General features: G+C 72.3%; 12 protein-coding genes. 9 read left to right on the forward strand and 3 right to left on the reverse strand.

Annotated elements, in window-relative coordinates:
• Positions 1-84 precede the first annotated feature (84 nt).
• The 3 genes from KCH48_RS09820 to KCH48_RS09830 all read left to right on the forward strand — a co-directional run bounded on the left by KCH48_RS09820 (position 85) and on the right by KCH48_RS09830 (position 5,953).
• A complete protein-coding gene (locus KCH48_RS09820; RefSeq protein ID WP_210572085.1) occupies positions 85-2,475 on the forward strand; it encodes an MFS transporter in 2,391 nt (796 codons plus the stop codon).
• Positions 2,476-2,619: 144 nt separating this feature from the next.
• Positions 2,620-5,091: a SpoIIE family protein phosphatase gene (locus tag KCH48_RS09825; protein WP_210572087.1), complete on the forward strand. Its 2,472-nt coding sequence runs from the start codon at positions 2,620-2,622 to the stop codon at positions 5,089-5,091.
• Between the two features lie 136 nt (positions 5,092-5,227).
• Complete coding sequence (locus KCH48_RS09830; RefSeq protein WP_210572089.1) at positions 5,228-5,953, forward strand: class I SAM-dependent methyltransferase; 726 nt, start codon at positions 5,228-5,230, stop codon at positions 5,951-5,953.
• Between the two features lie 7 nt (positions 5,954-5,960).
• On the opposite strand, the gene KCH48_RS09835 is transcribed toward KCH48_RS09830, so the two are convergent.
• Both KCH48_RS09835 and KCH48_RS09840 read right to left on the reverse strand, forming a co-directional pair.
• Positions 5,961-6,641 carry a response regulator transcription factor gene (locus tag KCH48_RS09835; protein ID WP_210572091.1) on the reverse strand — a complete coding sequence of 227 codons (681 nt, stop codon included), beginning with the start codon at positions 6,639-6,641 and terminating at the stop codon, positions 5,961-5,963.
• Positions 6,638-7,957 (reverse strand): sensor histidine kinase, encoded by a 1,320-nt coding sequence (locus KCH48_RS09840; RefSeq protein WP_307840850.1) that lies wholly within the window; start codon positions 7,955-7,957, stop codon positions 6,638-6,640. The genes KCH48_RS09835 and KCH48_RS09840 overlap by 4 nt, the downstream gene beginning before the upstream one ends.
• Before the next feature lie 202 nt (positions 7,958-8,159).
• Between KCH48_RS09840 and KCH48_RS09845 the strand changes: the two genes are divergently transcribed.
• On the forward strand, positions 8,160-8,849 hold the full coding sequence (locus tag KCH48_RS09845; protein WP_210572093.1) for an ABC transporter ATP-binding protein: 690 nt from the start codon (positions 8,160-8,162) through the stop codon (positions 8,847-8,849).
• Positions 8,850-8,857: 8 nt separating this feature from the next.
• The gene (locus tag KCH48_RS09850; protein WP_246885048.1) at positions 8,858-11,179 is read left to right on the forward strand and encodes an FtsX-like permease family protein; all 2,322 of its coding nucleotides are present in this window, start codon (positions 8,858-8,860) and stop codon (positions 11,177-11,179) included.
• A 12-nt stretch (positions 11,180-11,191) separates the two neighbouring features.
• On the opposite strand, the gene KCH48_RS09855 is transcribed toward KCH48_RS09850, so the two are convergent.
• Positions 11,192-12,046, reverse strand: a complete 855-nt coding sequence (locus KCH48_RS09855; protein WP_210572097.1) for a helix-turn-helix transcriptional regulator — start codon at positions 12,044-12,046, stop codon at positions 11,192-11,194.
• 142 nt (positions 12,047-12,188) lie between these two features.
• Here KCH48_RS09855 and KCH48_RS09860 point away from each other — a divergent pair, with 142 nt between their 5' ends.
• The 4 genes from KCH48_RS09860 (at position 12,189) to KCH48_RS09875 (ending at position 16,022) form a co-directional block, all read left to right on the forward strand.
• Positions 12,189-12,419, forward strand: a complete 231-nt coding sequence (locus KCH48_RS09860) for a tautomerase family protein (protein ID WP_210572099.1) — start codon at positions 12,189-12,191, stop codon at positions 12,417-12,419.
• 9 nt (positions 12,420-12,428) lie between these two features.
• A complete protein-coding gene (locus tag KCH48_RS09865) occupies positions 12,429-13,817 on the forward strand; it encodes a M1 family metallopeptidase (RefSeq protein ID WP_210572101.1) in 1,389 nt (462 codons plus the stop codon).
• Between the two features lie 74 nt (positions 13,818-13,891).
• Positions 13,892-14,725 carry a M55 family metallopeptidase gene (locus KCH48_RS09870; RefSeq protein WP_210572103.1) on the forward strand — a complete coding sequence of 278 codons (834 nt, stop codon included), beginning with the start codon at positions 13,892-13,894 and terminating at the stop codon, positions 14,723-14,725.
• Positions 14,718-16,022 (forward strand): M20/M25/M40 family metallo-hydrolase, encoded by a 1,305-nt coding sequence (locus tag KCH48_RS09875; RefSeq protein ID WP_210572105.1) that lies wholly within the window; start codon positions 14,718-14,720, stop codon positions 16,020-16,022. Before KCH48_RS09870 ends, KCH48_RS09875 begins: the two co-directional genes overlap by 8 nt.
• Position 16,023: the final 1 nt, after the last annotated feature.

Raw genomic sequence — 16,023 nt, forward strand, 5'->3', positions numbered from 1 at the left:
CATGATGCCGTAACTCGTCGCGCTTGCTCGTAGTTGTCGCTTTTACGCGGGAATTGTGCGGCAGCGCGACGAGGGGAGCGGTACGTGGGTGGGACGACTCCGGTGCAGGACGAACCGGCACTGGCACCCCCGCGAACCCCCGCACCGCCACCGCCCCAGCCGGTCGAACTCAGCCCCCGCCGGGTGCGGTTGGTCTTCCTCGCGCTGCTGCTGGCCCTGCTGCTGGCCGCCCTGGAGCAGATGATCGTCGCCACCGCGCTCCCGAAGATCGTCGGTGAGCTGCACGGCCTGGACAGGATGTCCTGGGCGATCACCGCCTATCTGCTCACCTCCACCATCGGACTGCCGATCTACGGCAAGCTCGGCGACCTGCTCGGCCGCAAGAGCGTCTTCCAGTTCGCGATCGTCGTCTTCGTCGTCGGCTCCGCGCTCGCTGGCCGGGCCCAGACCATGGACCAGCTGATCGCCTACCGCGCCGTCCAGGGCGTCGGCGCGGGCGGGCTCATGATCGGCGTCCAGGCGATCATCGCCGACATCGTGCCGCCCCGGCAGCGCGGCCGCTTCATGGGCCTGATCGGCGCCGCGTTCGGCCTCGCCTCCGTCGCCGGGCCGCTGCTGGGCGGCTACTTCACCGACCATCTCTCCTGGCGCTGGTGCTTCTACATCAACGTGCCCTTCGGACTGGTCACGCTGGCCGTCGTCGCGGTCGTACTGAAACTGCCGAAGCCCCAGGCCAAGCCCCGGCTCGACATCCTCGGTTCGCTGCTGCTCGCCGCCGCCTCCACCTGCCTTGTGCTGCTGACCAGTTGGGGCGGCACCGAGTACGCCTGGGACTCCCGGGTCATCCTCGGCCTGGGTGCGGGCGCCGCGGTCGCCTCCCTGCTCTTCCTGGTCGCCGAGCACTTCACGCCCGAACCCCTCATCCCGCTGCGGTTGTTCAAGGACTCCGTCTTCAACATCACCGGCCTGGTAGGCCTCGTGATCGGAGTCGCGCTGTTCGGCGCCGCCAGCTATCTGCCGACCTTCCTGCAGATGGTCGACGGAGCGAGCGCCACCGAGTCCGGGCTGCTGATGCTGCCCATGATGGGCGGCATCGTCATCGCCTCGATCGTCTCCGGACAACTCATCAGCCACACCGGCCGCTACAAGATCCACCCGATCCTCGGCGGCGCCCTCTCCGTCGTCGGCATGTGGCTGCTGTCCCGGCTCGACATCGACACACCCCGACTGCACTACAGCATCTGGATGGCCGTCCTCGGCGCCGGCATCGGCATGGTGATGCCCGTGCTGATCCTCGCCGTGCAGAACTCCGTGCGCCCCGCCGACCTGGGCACCGCCACCAGCGCCCACAACTACTTCCGGCAGATCGGCGGCAGCGTCGGCGCCGCCGTCTTCGGCACGCTCTTCGCCGACCGGCTCACCGACGCCCTCGCCGACCGCCTCCCCGCACCCGCGGGCGCCGGTCTGCCCGACCCCGAGTCGATCACCCCGCAGCTCGTCCACGCGCTGCCGCCGGAGCTGCGTGACGCGTACATCCGGGCCTACGCCGACGCCATGCCGCGGATCTTCCTCCATCTGGTGCCGGTGCTCGTTCTGGGCCTGCTCATCGCCCTCTTTCTCAAGGAGAAACCCCTGGTGTCCCACAACGCACCCGCCACCGAGACGGAGCCCCCGTACGTGCACGCCCCCATCCCGCAGGCCCGATCCCCGTACGCCGCCGGAATCCCGGTCTGCGGCACGGTGCAGCACCCCGACGGGACCGTCGTCCCGCGCGCGGCGCTCACGCTCATCGATGTCGGCGGACAGCAGATCGGGCGGGGCGCGAGCGGGGAGGACGGGCGGTACGCGCTGTCCACGCCCGGGCCGGGGTCGTACGTCCTGATCGCGGCGGCGGGCGGGCATCAGCCGCAGGCCGTCTCCGTGACCGTCGGCGAACGCCCCGTCGACCTGGACGTAGTCCTCGGCGGCGCCGGACGGCTCGCCGGGAGCGTGCTCACCGCCGACGGCACACCGGTGCGGGAGGCCACCGTCACGCTCACCAACGTGCACGGCGAGGTGGTCGCCAGCACCCGCAGCGGACGCGAGGGCGGCTACGTCATCGGCGAACTGGTCGCCGGGGAGTACACCCTCGCCGCCAGCGCGCCCGCCTTCCGGCCCACCGCGCTGCCCGTCACCGTCCAGGCCGCCCGCGAGACCCGGCAGGACATCGAACTCGCCGGCGGTGCGGTGCTGCGCGGCACCGTGCGCGCGAGCGGTGGACGTCCCGTCGACGACGCGCGCGTGACGCTGCTCGACGCGGCGGGCAACGTCGTGGACACGCTGACGACCGGAACGGACGGAACGTTCCGGTTCGTGGATCTGTCGAGCGGCGAGTACACCGTCATCGCCGCCGGTTATCCGCCCGTGGCCACCGTGCTCCAAGTGGCGGGCGGGGGACGGACGGAGCGGGACCTCCAGCTGGGGCACGAGGACTGAAACGCCCCACGGGCGCGGGCCCGTGCGCCGGGGCGCTCCGGTTGCGTCAATTCCCGTGTTGCGGCACATCGTGAGCGGTCACCGCCGTACCGTGGTGACGGCGGCACAGATCTTGCGGAGCCGTGGGGAGAGAGGGCCGGGGACATGGACCGTGGCACCGAGAGGGACGTACCTCCCAGCCGCGGAGCTGAGGACGGCACGGCGGAGCCCGCCGCTGTCGGACGTATCCCCCTGGCCGTGGTCGTCGTGGACCGCGACGGTCTGGTGTCGCACTGGAGCACGGGCGCACGGCGGCTGTTCGGCGCCGCCAAGGAGGACGCGATCGGCCGTCCCGCCCTCGACCTGCTCCCCGTCTCCGGCGCCCTCCCCGAGGAGGACGACGTCACCTTGTACGGGACTTATGCGGCGGCCTACGACGGACTCGGACCCGACCTCGAATCCTCCCTCGGCGGGCGGTTGTCCTACCCCGCCGCGGGCCGCGCCCGCCTCGCGGTGGCCACGGACGAGCGGGCGGACGTCCTGTGGTGGGCGTACCCGCTGGTGGGCCCGGGACGGGAGAAGCTGCTGGTGCTGGCGGCCGACGCGGCGGGATTGCGCCACGACGACGAGGACGCGGTCTTCGAGCGGATAGCCCCCGGCTTCGCCCTGCACACCGACTTCCCCGGCGCCGAGGAACTCGCCCGCCGCCTCCCCGAGATCCTGCCGAGCATGAGCGTCGGCGAGGGCGCCCGGATCGTCGCGCAGATCCTCGAACTGGGCTATCCCGTCCTGGAGTTCAGCCAGAACGACCGCGTTCCCGTCACCCCCGACTGGGGTGTGCCCCGGCGGGCCGAGCGCAAGGCGCGTCGCGAGCGGGCGGCACGGGCGCGGGCCGAAGGGCTGCCGGTGGCGCAGGAGTTCGCCGACGAGGGCGAGGATCTCGAGTACACCGCCGTACGCGAGCGGCTGGAGTTCCTCAACGAGGTCAGCGGCCGCATCGGCACCTCGCTCGACCTGGCGAAGACCATCGTCGAGGTCAGCCGGGCCGTGGTGCCGCGCTTCACCGACGTCGCCGGCACCTATCTGCGCGAACAGGTCGTCGCAGGCGAGGGGTTCCCGGACGGCGTGCCCGACACGACGACCATGTGGCACCGGGTCGCCGTCGAGCACACCGACGAACCCGGCCGCTGGGACGACGTCGTGCCGGTCGGCGAGGCGATGCCGTTCCCGGCGCACACGCCGTTCTTCCAGTGCATGACCACGGGTGAGCCCGTCCTCGTGCCGCGCATCAGCGAGCAGATGGGGCACGCCATCGCCTCGCAGTTCGAGAAGCGCGACATCAGGCCGCTGATCACCGGCCGCTCCATGCTGGTCGTGCCGCTGAAGGCACGCAATGTGGTCCTCGGCTTCATGATCCTGCTGCGCCACCCCGAGCGCGTCGAGTTCAACGACATGGACCGGGTCACCGGCGCCGAACTCGCCGCCCGCGCGGGCCTCGTGCTCGACAACGCGCGCATGTACACGTACCAGGAGAGCGTCGCCGAGACCCTCCAGGACAGCATGCTGCCGCACATCCCGCCGCGCATGGCGGGCTGCGACATCGCCACCCGCTATCTGCCGGGCACCCTGCTCGGCAGAGTCGGCGGCGACTGGTTCGACTCCGTGAAACTGCCCGGCGCCCGCACCGCCCTCGTCGTCGGCGACGTCATGGGCCACGGCCTCAACTCGGCCGCGATGATGGGCCAGTTGCGTACGGCCGTCCAGACCATGGCCGCGTTGGACCTGCCGCCGGCCCAGCTGTTGCGCAACTTGGACGACCTCGCCCAGCGGCTGGGTGACACCTACCTCGCGACGTGTCTTTACGCGGTCTACGATCCGATCGCGAGCGAGCTTCACATCGCCAACGCCGGGCACATCCCGCCGGTGATCGTGCGCGCCGAGGGCGGCCACAGCGAACTGCTCGACCTGCCGACCGGTGCGCCGATCGGCGTCGGCGGGGTGCCCTTCGAGGCGGTACGCGTGCGCGTGGAGCCCGGCGACCGGCTGGTGATGTGCACCGACGGCCTGGTCGAGGTGCGCGGCGAGGACATCGGCGTGGGACTCGCGACCCTGTGCGAGTCGGCCGCCCACCCGGCCGCGTCCATGGACGACGCCTGCGACACCATCATCCGCGCCCTCAACACGCGCGGTGGCCGCAAGGACGACGTGGCCCTGCTGATGGCCCGTCTGAACGGCATCGAGCCCGACGACGTGGCCGAATGGCGGCTCCCCCTCGACTCGCTCGAGGTCCGCCGGGCGCGTGCCGCGGTCCGCGAACAGCTCCACGACTGGGGGCTCGCCAAGCTCGCCGACGGTGCGGCGCTGATGGTCAGTGAGCTGGTCACCAATGCCGTACGGCACTCCCACAGCCGCCCGATCGAGCTGCGGCTGGTGCGCGGGGACACGCTGCTGTGCGAGGTGGACGACGACGACCACGAACTGCCGACGCTGCTGAGCACGGGTCCCGGCGACGAGTTCGGGCGCGGTCTGCGGGTGGTCAGCATGCTGGCCCGGGAGTGGGGCACGAGTCGGACGAAGGCGGGCAAGACGGTCTGGTTCGAACTGACGTTGCCGCGCGCTCCGCTGGGGGCGCGGTAATTCACCTGCGGGCCGGTGGGGGCTGGTCGCGCAGTTCCCCGCGCCCCTTTGGGGCGCGCCGGTGCGCGCCGGTGCACGATAGACCGTAGTCGCCCGTCACTCGCGATGGGTGGCCGTCGCACCTGGGGAGTTGGGCATGAGCGTGACGAGTCGGTATCGGGAGGCCTGGGAGGGCTTCTGGCGGGAAGCTTCTGAGGAGCAGGGCGCTGTGTTCTGGGATGCGGAGCCCACGCTGACGGTGGGGGTGCATCTGGCGATCTTCGAGCCGCAGTTGCCCGACCCCAACCTGCCGATGGTGGACCTCGGTTGTGGCAACGGCAGCCAGACCCGTTTCCTCGCCGACCGCTTCCCGCACGTCATCGGCGCCGACCTGTCCGAGGCGGCCATCGACCACGCCCGCCGGGCCGACCCCGCCGGGCAGGCGACCTACCGGGTGCTGGACGCGTGCGAGAAGACCGAGGCTCAGGCGCTGCACGCGGAACTCGGCGACACCAACGTCTACCTGCGCGGCGTGCTCCACCAGGCCGAACCCGAGGACCGGCAGACGCTCGTCGACGGTATCGCCGCGCTCGTCGGGGAGCGCGGCCGGGCCTTCCTCGTCGAACTCTCCGAGACCGCGCGGCCCGTCCTGATGGGCCTCGCCCAGAGCCCCGCGGGCCCGCCGCCCAAGCTGGCCCCGGTCTTCCGGCACGGCATCGCGCCCGGCGAGGTCGCCGACGAAGCGGTGCCCGTGTATCTGAACGCGGCCGGGCTCACGGTCCTGGCCAGTGGTGAACTGCCGCTGATCACCACGGAGTTCGCCTCCGACGGCACCCGGATCGAACTGCCGTCGAGGTGGCTGCTGGCGGGGCGCACCGCCTGACGGATGGTCAGCCGTCCTGCCCGGCACCCGGACTGATCAGTCCCGTCTCATAGGCGGCGATCACCGCCTGGGCGCGGTCGCGGAGCCGGAGTTTGGAGAGGATGCGGGCCACGTGTGTCTTCACCGTGGCCTCGCTCAGCTGGAAGCGTCCGGCCAGTTCCGCGTTGCTGTGTCCGCGGGCCAGCGCTTCGAGCACCTGGAGCTCGCGCGGCGTGAGCGCGGACAGATCCCGGTGCAGGGACGCCGTACGGGTGTCGGCGGTCGCGAAGCGCTCCACCAGGCGGCGGGTGATGGCGGGGGCCAGCAGGGCGTCGCCGGAGCGGACCAGGCGTACGGCGGCGGCGAGATGCTCCGGGGTGACGTCCTTGAGCAGGAAGCCGCTCGCGCCCGCGGTCAGTGCGGCGTAGACGTACTGGTCGAGGTCGTAGGTGGTGAGGATGATGACGCGGGGCGGCGGGCTCTGGGCGCCGTCGAGGATCCGGCGCGTCGCCTCCAGGCCGTCGGTGCCCGGCATCCGGACGTCCATCAGGACGACGTCCGGGAGGGTGCGCCGTACCGCCGCGACCGCCTCGTCACCGTCGGCGGCCTCCCCGACCACGTCGATGCCGTCGGCGGCGAGGATCATCCGGAAGCCGGTGCGGACCAGGGCCTGATCGTCGACGATCACCACCCGCGGCGCCTCGGTCACATCGCCTCCACCGGGATCACGGCCCGGATCCGGTAACCCCCGCGCGGGCGCCTGCCGTTGTGGAGCGTACCGCCGTACACGGCGAGCCGTTCCCGCAGCCCGATGAGGCCGCGGCCGTTGCCCTCGGCGGGCGTCGGCACACCGCCGGAGTCCTGGACGTCCACCCGCAGTTCGCCGGGCGCGTATGCGACGGTGACGGTCACGCTCGCCCCCGAGGCGTGCTTCACGGCGTTCGTCAGCCCCTCCTGCACGACACGGTAGGCGGCCAGGTCCACGCCGGCGGGCAGCTCGCGCGGGGTGCCCGTGACGGTCAGCTCGACCGGAACTCCCGTACCGCGGACCCGGTCCACCAGCTCCGCCAGCCGGTCCAGGCCGGGCTGCGGTGCCAGGTCCAGGTTCTCCGGTGAGCCGTCCGCGGCCATCGTGAGCAGGCCCATCACCTGACGCAGCTCCGACATCGCGGTGCGGCCGGCCGCCTCCACCGCCAGCATCGCCTCGCGGGCCTGGTCCGCGGAGACGTCCAGCACCTTGCGGGCAGCGCCGGCCTGGATCGTCATCATGCTCACGTTGTGGGTGACCACGTCGTGCAACTCGCGCGCGATGCGTCGCCGCTCCTCGTCCACCGCGCGGCGGGTCGCCGCCTCCTGCTCGGCCCGCAGGGTCCGGACCCGGTGCCGCCAGGCGTGCAGGCCGTTGGCGGCCAGCGCGACCGGCGCCAGCACCAGCAGCGGGATCAGCGTGCGGTCGACGTCCGGGACCAGATTTCCGACCGCGAGCAGCACCGCGCCCGCCGCCAGGCTCGCCCCGGCCGCCTTGCGGTGCGGGCTGTACATGGCCGCGCTGTACGCCGCGATCAGCACGGACGCGAACGTGGCCACCGTGGCGTCCCGGTTGACCTCGCTCAGATGGAACAGCGCCGTGGCCGCGAGCACCGCCCAGAACGCGGCCAGCGGACGGTGCCTGCGCCAGGCCAGCGGGACGGCGGTGAGGACCGCCAGCACCACCGCCCACCAGGGGAGGGGACCCAGAGTGTGCTCGACGACCGGGAAGATGGTGCCCGGTGGGGTCGGCGGGACGGGCGCCAGTCCCCGGTCCGGCAAGGGCCCTTCGTGCCTGAGCATCTCCCCGGACGCGTCCTCCACATAGGACCGGTCCAGATCGGCACTGACGGTCCCCACCGCCAGCACCAGGGCGAGCACCGCGTCCGCCGCCCACGCCCAACGGGACAGCCGCGGGGGCACACCGGCGACACCCCGGGCCGCCGCACGCAGCCACGAGGCCGGTTTTCTCAGCGGTATCGCCGCGGCACCGTCCACCGGGCAAGTGTGTCAAGCCGGCCGGGCCGGCGGGATCCGTCGTACGACTCAGGTGCGTACGCCTGGGGTGTACATCGCGGGGATGACCCGGCCCCGGCTCCACCGAGCACGGTACGGGCCTTCCCCATCGCGGCCGACGTGCCCGCCTGAAGTTCGCACCTAGCTTCGGGCCGGACCACACCGATCCATGAAGGGGCGAGCCATGACCGATCCGCTGATCGACGTGCGTGACGTGCGCAAGGAGTACGACCAGGGCCCGCCCGCGCTGGCCGGGCTGACGCTTCAGGTGCGGGCCGGGGAGGCGCTCGCGGTGCTGGGGCCGTCCGGCAGCGGCAAGTCCACGCTGCTCAATCTGATCGCCGGGCTCGACCGGCCGAGCGCGGGCGGTGTCACCGTCGACGGGCTCAGGATCGACAAGTTGAGCGAGAGCGCGTCCGCCCGCTACCGGCGCGCACGCATCGGCATGGTGTTCCAGTTCTTCAATCTCCTCGACGATCTGACGGTCGCCGACAACGTGCTGCTGCCGGCCCAGCTCTCCGGCGTGCCCCGCGCGAAGGCCGCCGCCCGGGCCGCCGAACTCCTCACCTACCTCGGCATCGACCGGCACGCCCGCGCCTACCCCGGGCGGCTCTCCGGCGGCGAACGGCAACGGGTCGCCGTGGCCCGGGCGTTGATGAACCGCCCGCCGCTGCTGCTCGCCGACGAGCCGACCGGCGCGCTGGACACCGCCTCGGGCGCCGAGGTGCGGGAGCTGCTGCGTGAACTCAACGGGGACGGGCAGACGATCGTCCTCGTCACCCACGACCTGGCGCTGGCCGAGTCGTGCGCGACGCGGACGATCGAGCTGGTCGACGGCAGGATCGCGAGCGATGTGCCGGCGGTGGCGTCATGAGCGGGGCGATGGGGAGAGTCGTGCGGGCCGGTGTCGGCAGGCGCCGGGTGCAGACCGCGGTGATCGTGCTGACGACGCTGCTGTCGGTGGCCGCGTCCGTGCTGGCGGTGGGGCTGCTGGTGGCGTCGCAGGCACCGTTCGACCGGGCCTTCGCGCGGCAGCACGGGGCGCATCTGACGGCGGAGTTCGCCTCAGTGGCGCCGGGGAAACTCGCAGCGACCGCTTCCGCCGACGGCGTCGAGGCCGCCGCGGGCCCGTTCGCCGTGACCTCCGTCCGTGTCAGCCCCGCCCACGGGGGCCCGCCCGGCTTCACCCCGCCGCCCCTCACCGTGGCCGGACGGGCCTCGGCCGACGCCGCCGTGGACGACCTCGGCCTGGTCTCGGGCCGATGGGCGAGGAAGCCCGGCGAGATCGTGCTGGAGGCGGGATCCGGCAACCCCGGCATGCAGCCCGACAGCAAGATCTACGCTGGGGACGCGGAGCTGACCGTGGTCGGCATCGCCGAGTCCGTGGGCGAGAGCGCCGACGCGTGGGTCGTACCGGCGCAGTTGACGGCATTGGACGCGCAGCCGTCGTACCAGATGCTCTACCGCTTCACCGACGCGGACAGCCGCGCCGACATCGCCGCCGGACGGGACGCGATCGCCGCCGCCGCGCCCGCCCGCACGCTCACCGGCACGCAGTCCTATCTGGACGTCAGGCAGGCCGCCGAGGCCACCACGGCCGCGTACATCCCCTTCGTGACCGCCTTCGCCCTGCTGGGCCTGGCCATGTCGGTGCTGGTGATCGGCATCGTGGTGAGCGGCGCGGTGAGTGCCGCGACCCGGCGCATCGGCATCCTGAAGTCCCTCGGGCTCACCCCGCTCCAGGTGGGGCGGGCCTATGTGGCGCAGGCGTTGATCCCGGCGGTGGTGGGCGCCGCGCTGGGTGTGGCACTGGGCGGTCTGCTCGCCGTGCCGCTGATGGCGGAGCTGGCGGCGGCCTACGGGACGGGCACGCTGCTGATCCCGCTGTGGGTGAACCTGGTGGTGCCGGCCGGCGTCCTCGCGGTGGTCGCCCTCACCGCGTTCGGCCCGGCACTGCGGGCGGCCCGGCTGCGCACCGCCTCGGTGCTCGGGGTCGGTCGCGCCGCAACCGACGCCCGGGGACGCGGAGTTCGGCAGCTGCTGGGCCGGCTGCCGCTGCCGCGCCCGGTGACCCTGGGCCTCGCGGGTCCGTTCGCCCGGCCCGCCCGCTCGGGCACGATGGCCGCGGCGGTGGCGTTCGGGGCGCTGGCGGTGACGTTCGCGGTCGGGCTGGGCAGCACGCTCTTCGCGATCCAGCGGGACGGCGAACCCGACCAGGCGGCGGGCGAGGTGACCGTACGCACGATGTCGCCGCCGCAACCCGGGGCGGCGCCCGGCGGCCCGGTGGATCCGGACGTGGTGGCCGCCGCGATCAAGTCCCGTCCGGAGACGGCCTCGTCCTACCGCACCGCCCGGTCCGAGGTGCGTGTGGCGGGCCTGAAGGGCGGGGTGCCGGTGGTGGCGTACGACGGGGACGCGGCGCACAGCCGGCACAGCATGGTGTCCGGCCGCTGGTTCGACACGAGCGGCGAGGCTGTCGCCGGCTCGCGCTTCCTGACGGTGACGGGTGTGAAGGTCGGGGACACGGTGACATTGAGCGAGCAGGGCCGGACCGTCCGGTTGCGGATCGTGGGGGAGGTCTTCGACCTGAACGAGGAGGGGATGACCGTCCGCACCTCGTTCTCGGCACTGGCGCCGCTCGACATCGGCTACCTGCCGAGCGAGTTCAGCGTGCGGCTCAAGTCCGGTGCCGATGCGCGGAGTTACGTCGACTCCTTGAACGCGGATCTGGAGGCGACCGGCGGGGAGGCGGCCCTCACCGAGCAGGGCGAGTCGACCGTGATCCGGGCCATGCAGGCGCTGATCGCGATGCTCACCGCCATGCTGGTGACGGTCGCCTGCCTCGGCGTCCTCAACACGGTCGTGCTCGACACCCGCGACCGGACCCGCGACCTCGGCATCTTCAAGGCCCTCGGCATGACACCGCGCCAGACCGTCGCCCAGGTCCTCACCGCCGTGGCCGGCATCGGTCTGGCCGCCGGGGCGATCGGCGTCCCGCTCGGGGTGGCGCTGCACGGGTACGTCATGCCGGAGATGGGGCGGGCCGTGGGGGTGCGCTTCCCGTCGGAACTCATCGATGTGTACGACGTCCCCGATCTGACCCTGCTGGCGCTCTCCGGCGTGCTGATCGCCGTCGCCGGGGCACTGCTGCCGGCGGGGTGGGCGGCGCGGACGCGGGTGGCGGGGGCGTTGCGGGCGGAGTGACGTGCGGCCGGCTCAGCCGCTTGAGCCGGCGGCCATGTCCTGGGCGCCGATGACGGACAGCAGCTCAAGCCGGGCGGCGCCCTCGGTGCCGGGCGGGGCCGAGAACCACAGCAGACGCTGGTGGCCGTCCTCGCTGAACAGGCTGTGGCAGTCCAGCTCGATGACGCCGAGGGCGGGGTGGACGATGCGCTTGTGGTCGCCCCTGCGCAGGGCGACGTCATGGGTGTCCCACAAGGCGGCGAACTCCGCGCTGTGCCGCCGCAGCGCGGCCACCATCCGCTGCACCTCGCCGTCCCGGCCCCGCCGGGCCGCCACCGCCTGGAGGTCGGCCACGAAGACGCGGGAGTGGTGCGCGTGGTCCTCGACCGGATAGATCTTGCGGGTGTCCGGGTCGGTGAACCAGCGGTACACGAGACTCGCCCGCGGACCGCGCACCTCGGCGGCCCGACCGACCAGGGCGACGGCCAGGTCGTTCTGTACGAGGGTCTCGTGCAGGTCGGTGATGATCTGGGCCGGTGTGGTGGTGAGCCGGTCCAGCAGACCGAGCAGGGCGGGCTGGACGTGCGCGGTCGGGCCGTGCGCCGCCGGGGGCACCGGGCGGTCGGCGAGGTGGAACAGGTGGTCGCGCTCGTCGTCGTTCAGCCTGAGGGCGCGGGCGAGGGCGGCCACGACCTGGGCCGAGGGCTGGGCACCCCGGCCCCGCTCCAACTCCGTGTAGTAGTCGGCCGACAGGCCCGCGAGCTGCGCGACCTCCTCCCGGCGCAGACCGGGCACCCGCCGCCGGGGCCCGGCGGTCAGGCCCACATCGGCAGGCCGGACGCGATCACGGCGGGACTTCAGGAACGCGGAGAGTTCGGGACGGGGCACGCTCCCATCCTCACCCGTGCGCACGTCCGTATCCAGGGGGCGCCGACCCCAGGGTGGGCGCAGCCCTGGGTGTCGTCGCCGTTCCGGCCCAGGGTGGAGGGGACAGCACCCCGTCACACGACCGACCGGAGCGTGAATCACCATGCCGTTCGCCAACTTCAAGGTCCCCGCCGGCACTCTCGACGAGAAGCAGAAGGAGCAGATCGTCACCCGCGTCACCGAGTTGTACGTCGAGATCTACGGTGAGCGTGCCCGCGCCGCCACCCTGGTCCTGGTCGAGGAGGTCCCCGACGGCGGCTGGGGCATCGGCGGCCACGTCCTGACCCTGGCAGAGCTCCAGGAATCGGCACCGGAAGCGCCCGATGTGGCATGATCCGCTGCCATGTCGTCGATACGCGCACATGCGTGGTGGTCAAGTGCCGCTCGCCGTCTGCTAGTTGCCCCGCTTGCCTTGATCGTGGCAGCGGGCGCCACCGGGGCCGGTGCCGTCGCGGCACCGGCACCCAAGGAGGCGACGCCCGATCGGCTTCGCTACGACGTGTCCCTGCGCAGTGACGCCGACGGCTCCCACTGGACGGGCCGGCAGTGGGTGTCGTTCCGCAATGCCTCCGCGCGACCCTTGCGTGAGGTGTACGTACGTCTGTGGGGCAACGGCGAGGACAAGTGCGGAACGCCGGGCAAGCCGTCCCCCGTGAAGATGTCCAAGGTGCGCGGTGGCACCCCGGGCCGCCTCACCGTGAACTGCACCGCGCTGCGCATCACCCTGCCGAAGCCCCTCGCGCGCGGCGAGCGGACGGCCGTCTCCTTCGACGTGTCCATCACCGTGCCCCAGCGCAACAACCGCTTCGGCCGCGAGGGCGCGTTCCGCTTCCTGGGCAACGCGCTGCCGGTGCTCGCCGTGCACGACGCGAAGGGCTGGCACCTCGATCCGTATGTGTCGACCGGCGAGAGCTTCTACAGCCTGGCGAGCGACTTCCGGGTGCGCATCGACCACCCGTCGACCCTCAAGGTCCCCGCGACCGGCCGCACGTGGACCCGGCACGGCACGTCCGGGCGCACGGTCACGCACAGCGTCGCGCACCGGGTGCGGGACTTCGCGTGGGCGGCGGGCCCGTTCCGCGTGGCGAGCGAGACCTCGCCCGGTGGTGTGCGGGTGAAGTCGTACTGGGCGCCGAACACGCCCGCGGCGGGTGTGCGCCTCAACCGCGAGGACGGCGTCGCCGCCGTCGACCGGTTCGGCAAGGAGTTCGGCCGTTATCCGTACGGCGAGATCGACCTGGTGATGACCAAGGACTTCGGCGGCGGTATGGAGTACCCCGGCCTGGTCATCCTCGGCACCGCCGAGGACGGCAGCGCCGTCGTCCACGAGGTGGCCCACCAGTGGTGGTACGGCATCGTGGGCAACGACGAATACGGCGCCCCCTGGCTGGACGAGAGCTTCGCCCAGTACGCCAACGCGCGCTTCTACGGCTGGGACACCCGCGACTGCTGGTCGGACGAGGACTGGCCGAGCGACGAGACCGCGCTCACGAACTCGATGGCCTACTGGGCCGAGCACCGCGACGAGTACCACGTCATCTACACGGCCGGCTCCTGCGCCCTGGCGAACCTGGAGCGCACCCTCGGCGCCGACACGATGGCGAGACTGCTCGAGCGATACGCCCGCGACCACTGGTACGGCGTCTCCACCACCGAGGACTTCAAGAAGGCCGCACAGTCCGTGACGGACACCGACCTGGACCCCTTCTGGAAGAAGCACCGCATCCGGTGAAACCCCGGTCGCCGCCTCCGGTGCGAGGCAGGCCTCGTAGGAAGTCGCCTCGCCGACGCGTAACGTGAGGCGGTATGAAGATCCTCATCAGCGCCGACATGGAGGGCGCGACGGGCGTCACCTGGCCGGCCGACGTGCTGCCGGGGACGCCGCAGTGGGAGCGCTGCCGGTCGATGTTCACCTCGGATGTGAACGCCGCCGTGCTGGGCTTCCTCGACGGCGGCGCGGACGACGTGCTCATCAACGAAGCGCACTGGACGATGCGCAATCTGCTCCTCGAACAGCTCGACGAGCGGGCCCAGATGCTCACCGGGCGGCACAAGTCCCTCTCCATGGTGGAGGGCGTGCAGCACGGCGACGTGGACGGCATCGCGTTCGTCGGCTATCACGCGGGCGCCGGCATGGAGGGCGTCCTCGCCCACACCTACCTCGCCAACTCCATCACCGGGGTGTGGGTCGACGACGTACGGGCGAGCGAGGGGCTGCTCAACGCCCACGTGGTCGCCGAGTACGGGGTGCCCGTCGTCCTCGTCACCGGTGACGACGTGGCCTGCGAGGACGCGCTCGGGTACGCGCCCGAGGCGCTGAAGGTCGCCGTCAAGGACCATGTGTCGCGGTACGCGGCCGTGTGCCGTACGCCGGTCAGGACCGCCTCCGACATCCGGGCCGCGGCCAAGGAGGCGGCGGCGCTGGCGGTGCGGCACGAGCCCGTCGCCGGGGGACCGTTCACCGTCGCCCTGGAGTTTGACGCCGAGCATCTGGCGCTGGCCGCCACCGTTGTGCCGGGGGTGGAGCGGACCGGGGAGCGGAAGGTGGCGTACACCAGCGACACCATGTATCAGGGGATCCGTACCTTCAAGGCGGTCACCACGATCGTCTCGGCCGCGGTGGAGGAGCAGTATGGCTGACCAGCAGGCGCTGGACGAGGTCGTCCGGTTCACGTCCGACCTCATCCGCGTCGACACCACCAACCGCGGGGGCGGCGACTGCCGGGAGCGGCCCGCCGCCGAGTACGCGGCGGAGCAACTGGCCGGGGCGGGCCTGGAGCCGACGCTGCTGGAGCGCACCCGGGGCCGTACGAACGTGGTCGCCCGGATCGAGGGCACGGACCCGTCCGCGGACGCGCTCCTCGTCCACGGCCATCTGGACGTCGTACCCGCCGAAGCCGCCGACTGGAGCGTGCACCCGTTCTCCGGGGAGATCCGCGACGGCGTCGTCTGGGGGCGCGGCGCGGTCGACATGAAGAACATGGACGCGATGATCCTCGCGGTCGTGCGCGCCTGGGCGCGGGAGGGCGTACGGCCCCGACGGGACCTCGTCATCGCGTTCACCGCCGACGAGGAGGCGAGCGCGGAGGACGGGTCCGGGTTCCTCGCCGACCAGCACCCGGGGCTCTTCGAGGGCTGCACCGAGGGCGTCAGCGAGTCGGGGGCGTTCACCTTCCACGACGGCGGCGGACGCCAGATCTACCCCATCGCCGCGGGCGAGCGCGGTACCGGCTGGCTGAAGCTCACCGCGCGCGGGCGGGCCGGACACGGCTCCAAGGTGAACCGGGAGAACGCGGTGACCCGCCTCGCCGCCGCCATCGCCCGGATCGGCGACCACGAGTGGCCGCTGAGGCTGACGCCGACGGTCAGCGCCGCCCTCACCGAACTCGCCGCGCTCTACGGCATCGAGGCCGACCTCGACGACGTGGACGGTCTGCTGCAGAAGCTCGGCCCGACGGCCAAGCTGGTCGAGGCCACCGTACGCAACAGCGCCAACCCGACGATGCTGGACGCCGGTTACAAGGTCAATGTCATCCCGGGGGAGGCCGTCGCATACGTGGACGGGCGGTATCTCTTCGGCGCCGAGGACGAGTTCCGCGCGACGCTGGACCGGCTCACCGGGCCTGACGTGGACTGGGAGTTCCACCATCGCGAGGTGGGCCTCCAGGCGCCGGTGGACTCGCCGACGTACGCGCGGATGCGTGCCGCGGTCGAGGAGTTCGCGCCCGAGGGGCATGTGGTGCCGTACTGCATGTCCGGCGGCACGGACGCCAAGCAGTTCTCCCGGCTCGGCATCACCGGCTACGGCTTCACCCCGCTGAAGCTCCCCGAGGGCTTCGACTACCAGGCCCTCTTCCACGGAGTCGACGAGCGGGTCCCCGTCGAGGCGCTGCACTTCGGCGTCCAGGTCCTGGACCGCTTCCTGCGGACGGCCTAGC

Source organism: Streptomyces sp. GESEQ-4 (assembly GCF_017948455.1).
Taxonomy (GTDB): domain Bacteria; phylum Actinomycetota; class Actinomycetes; order Streptomycetales; family Streptomycetaceae; genus Streptomyces.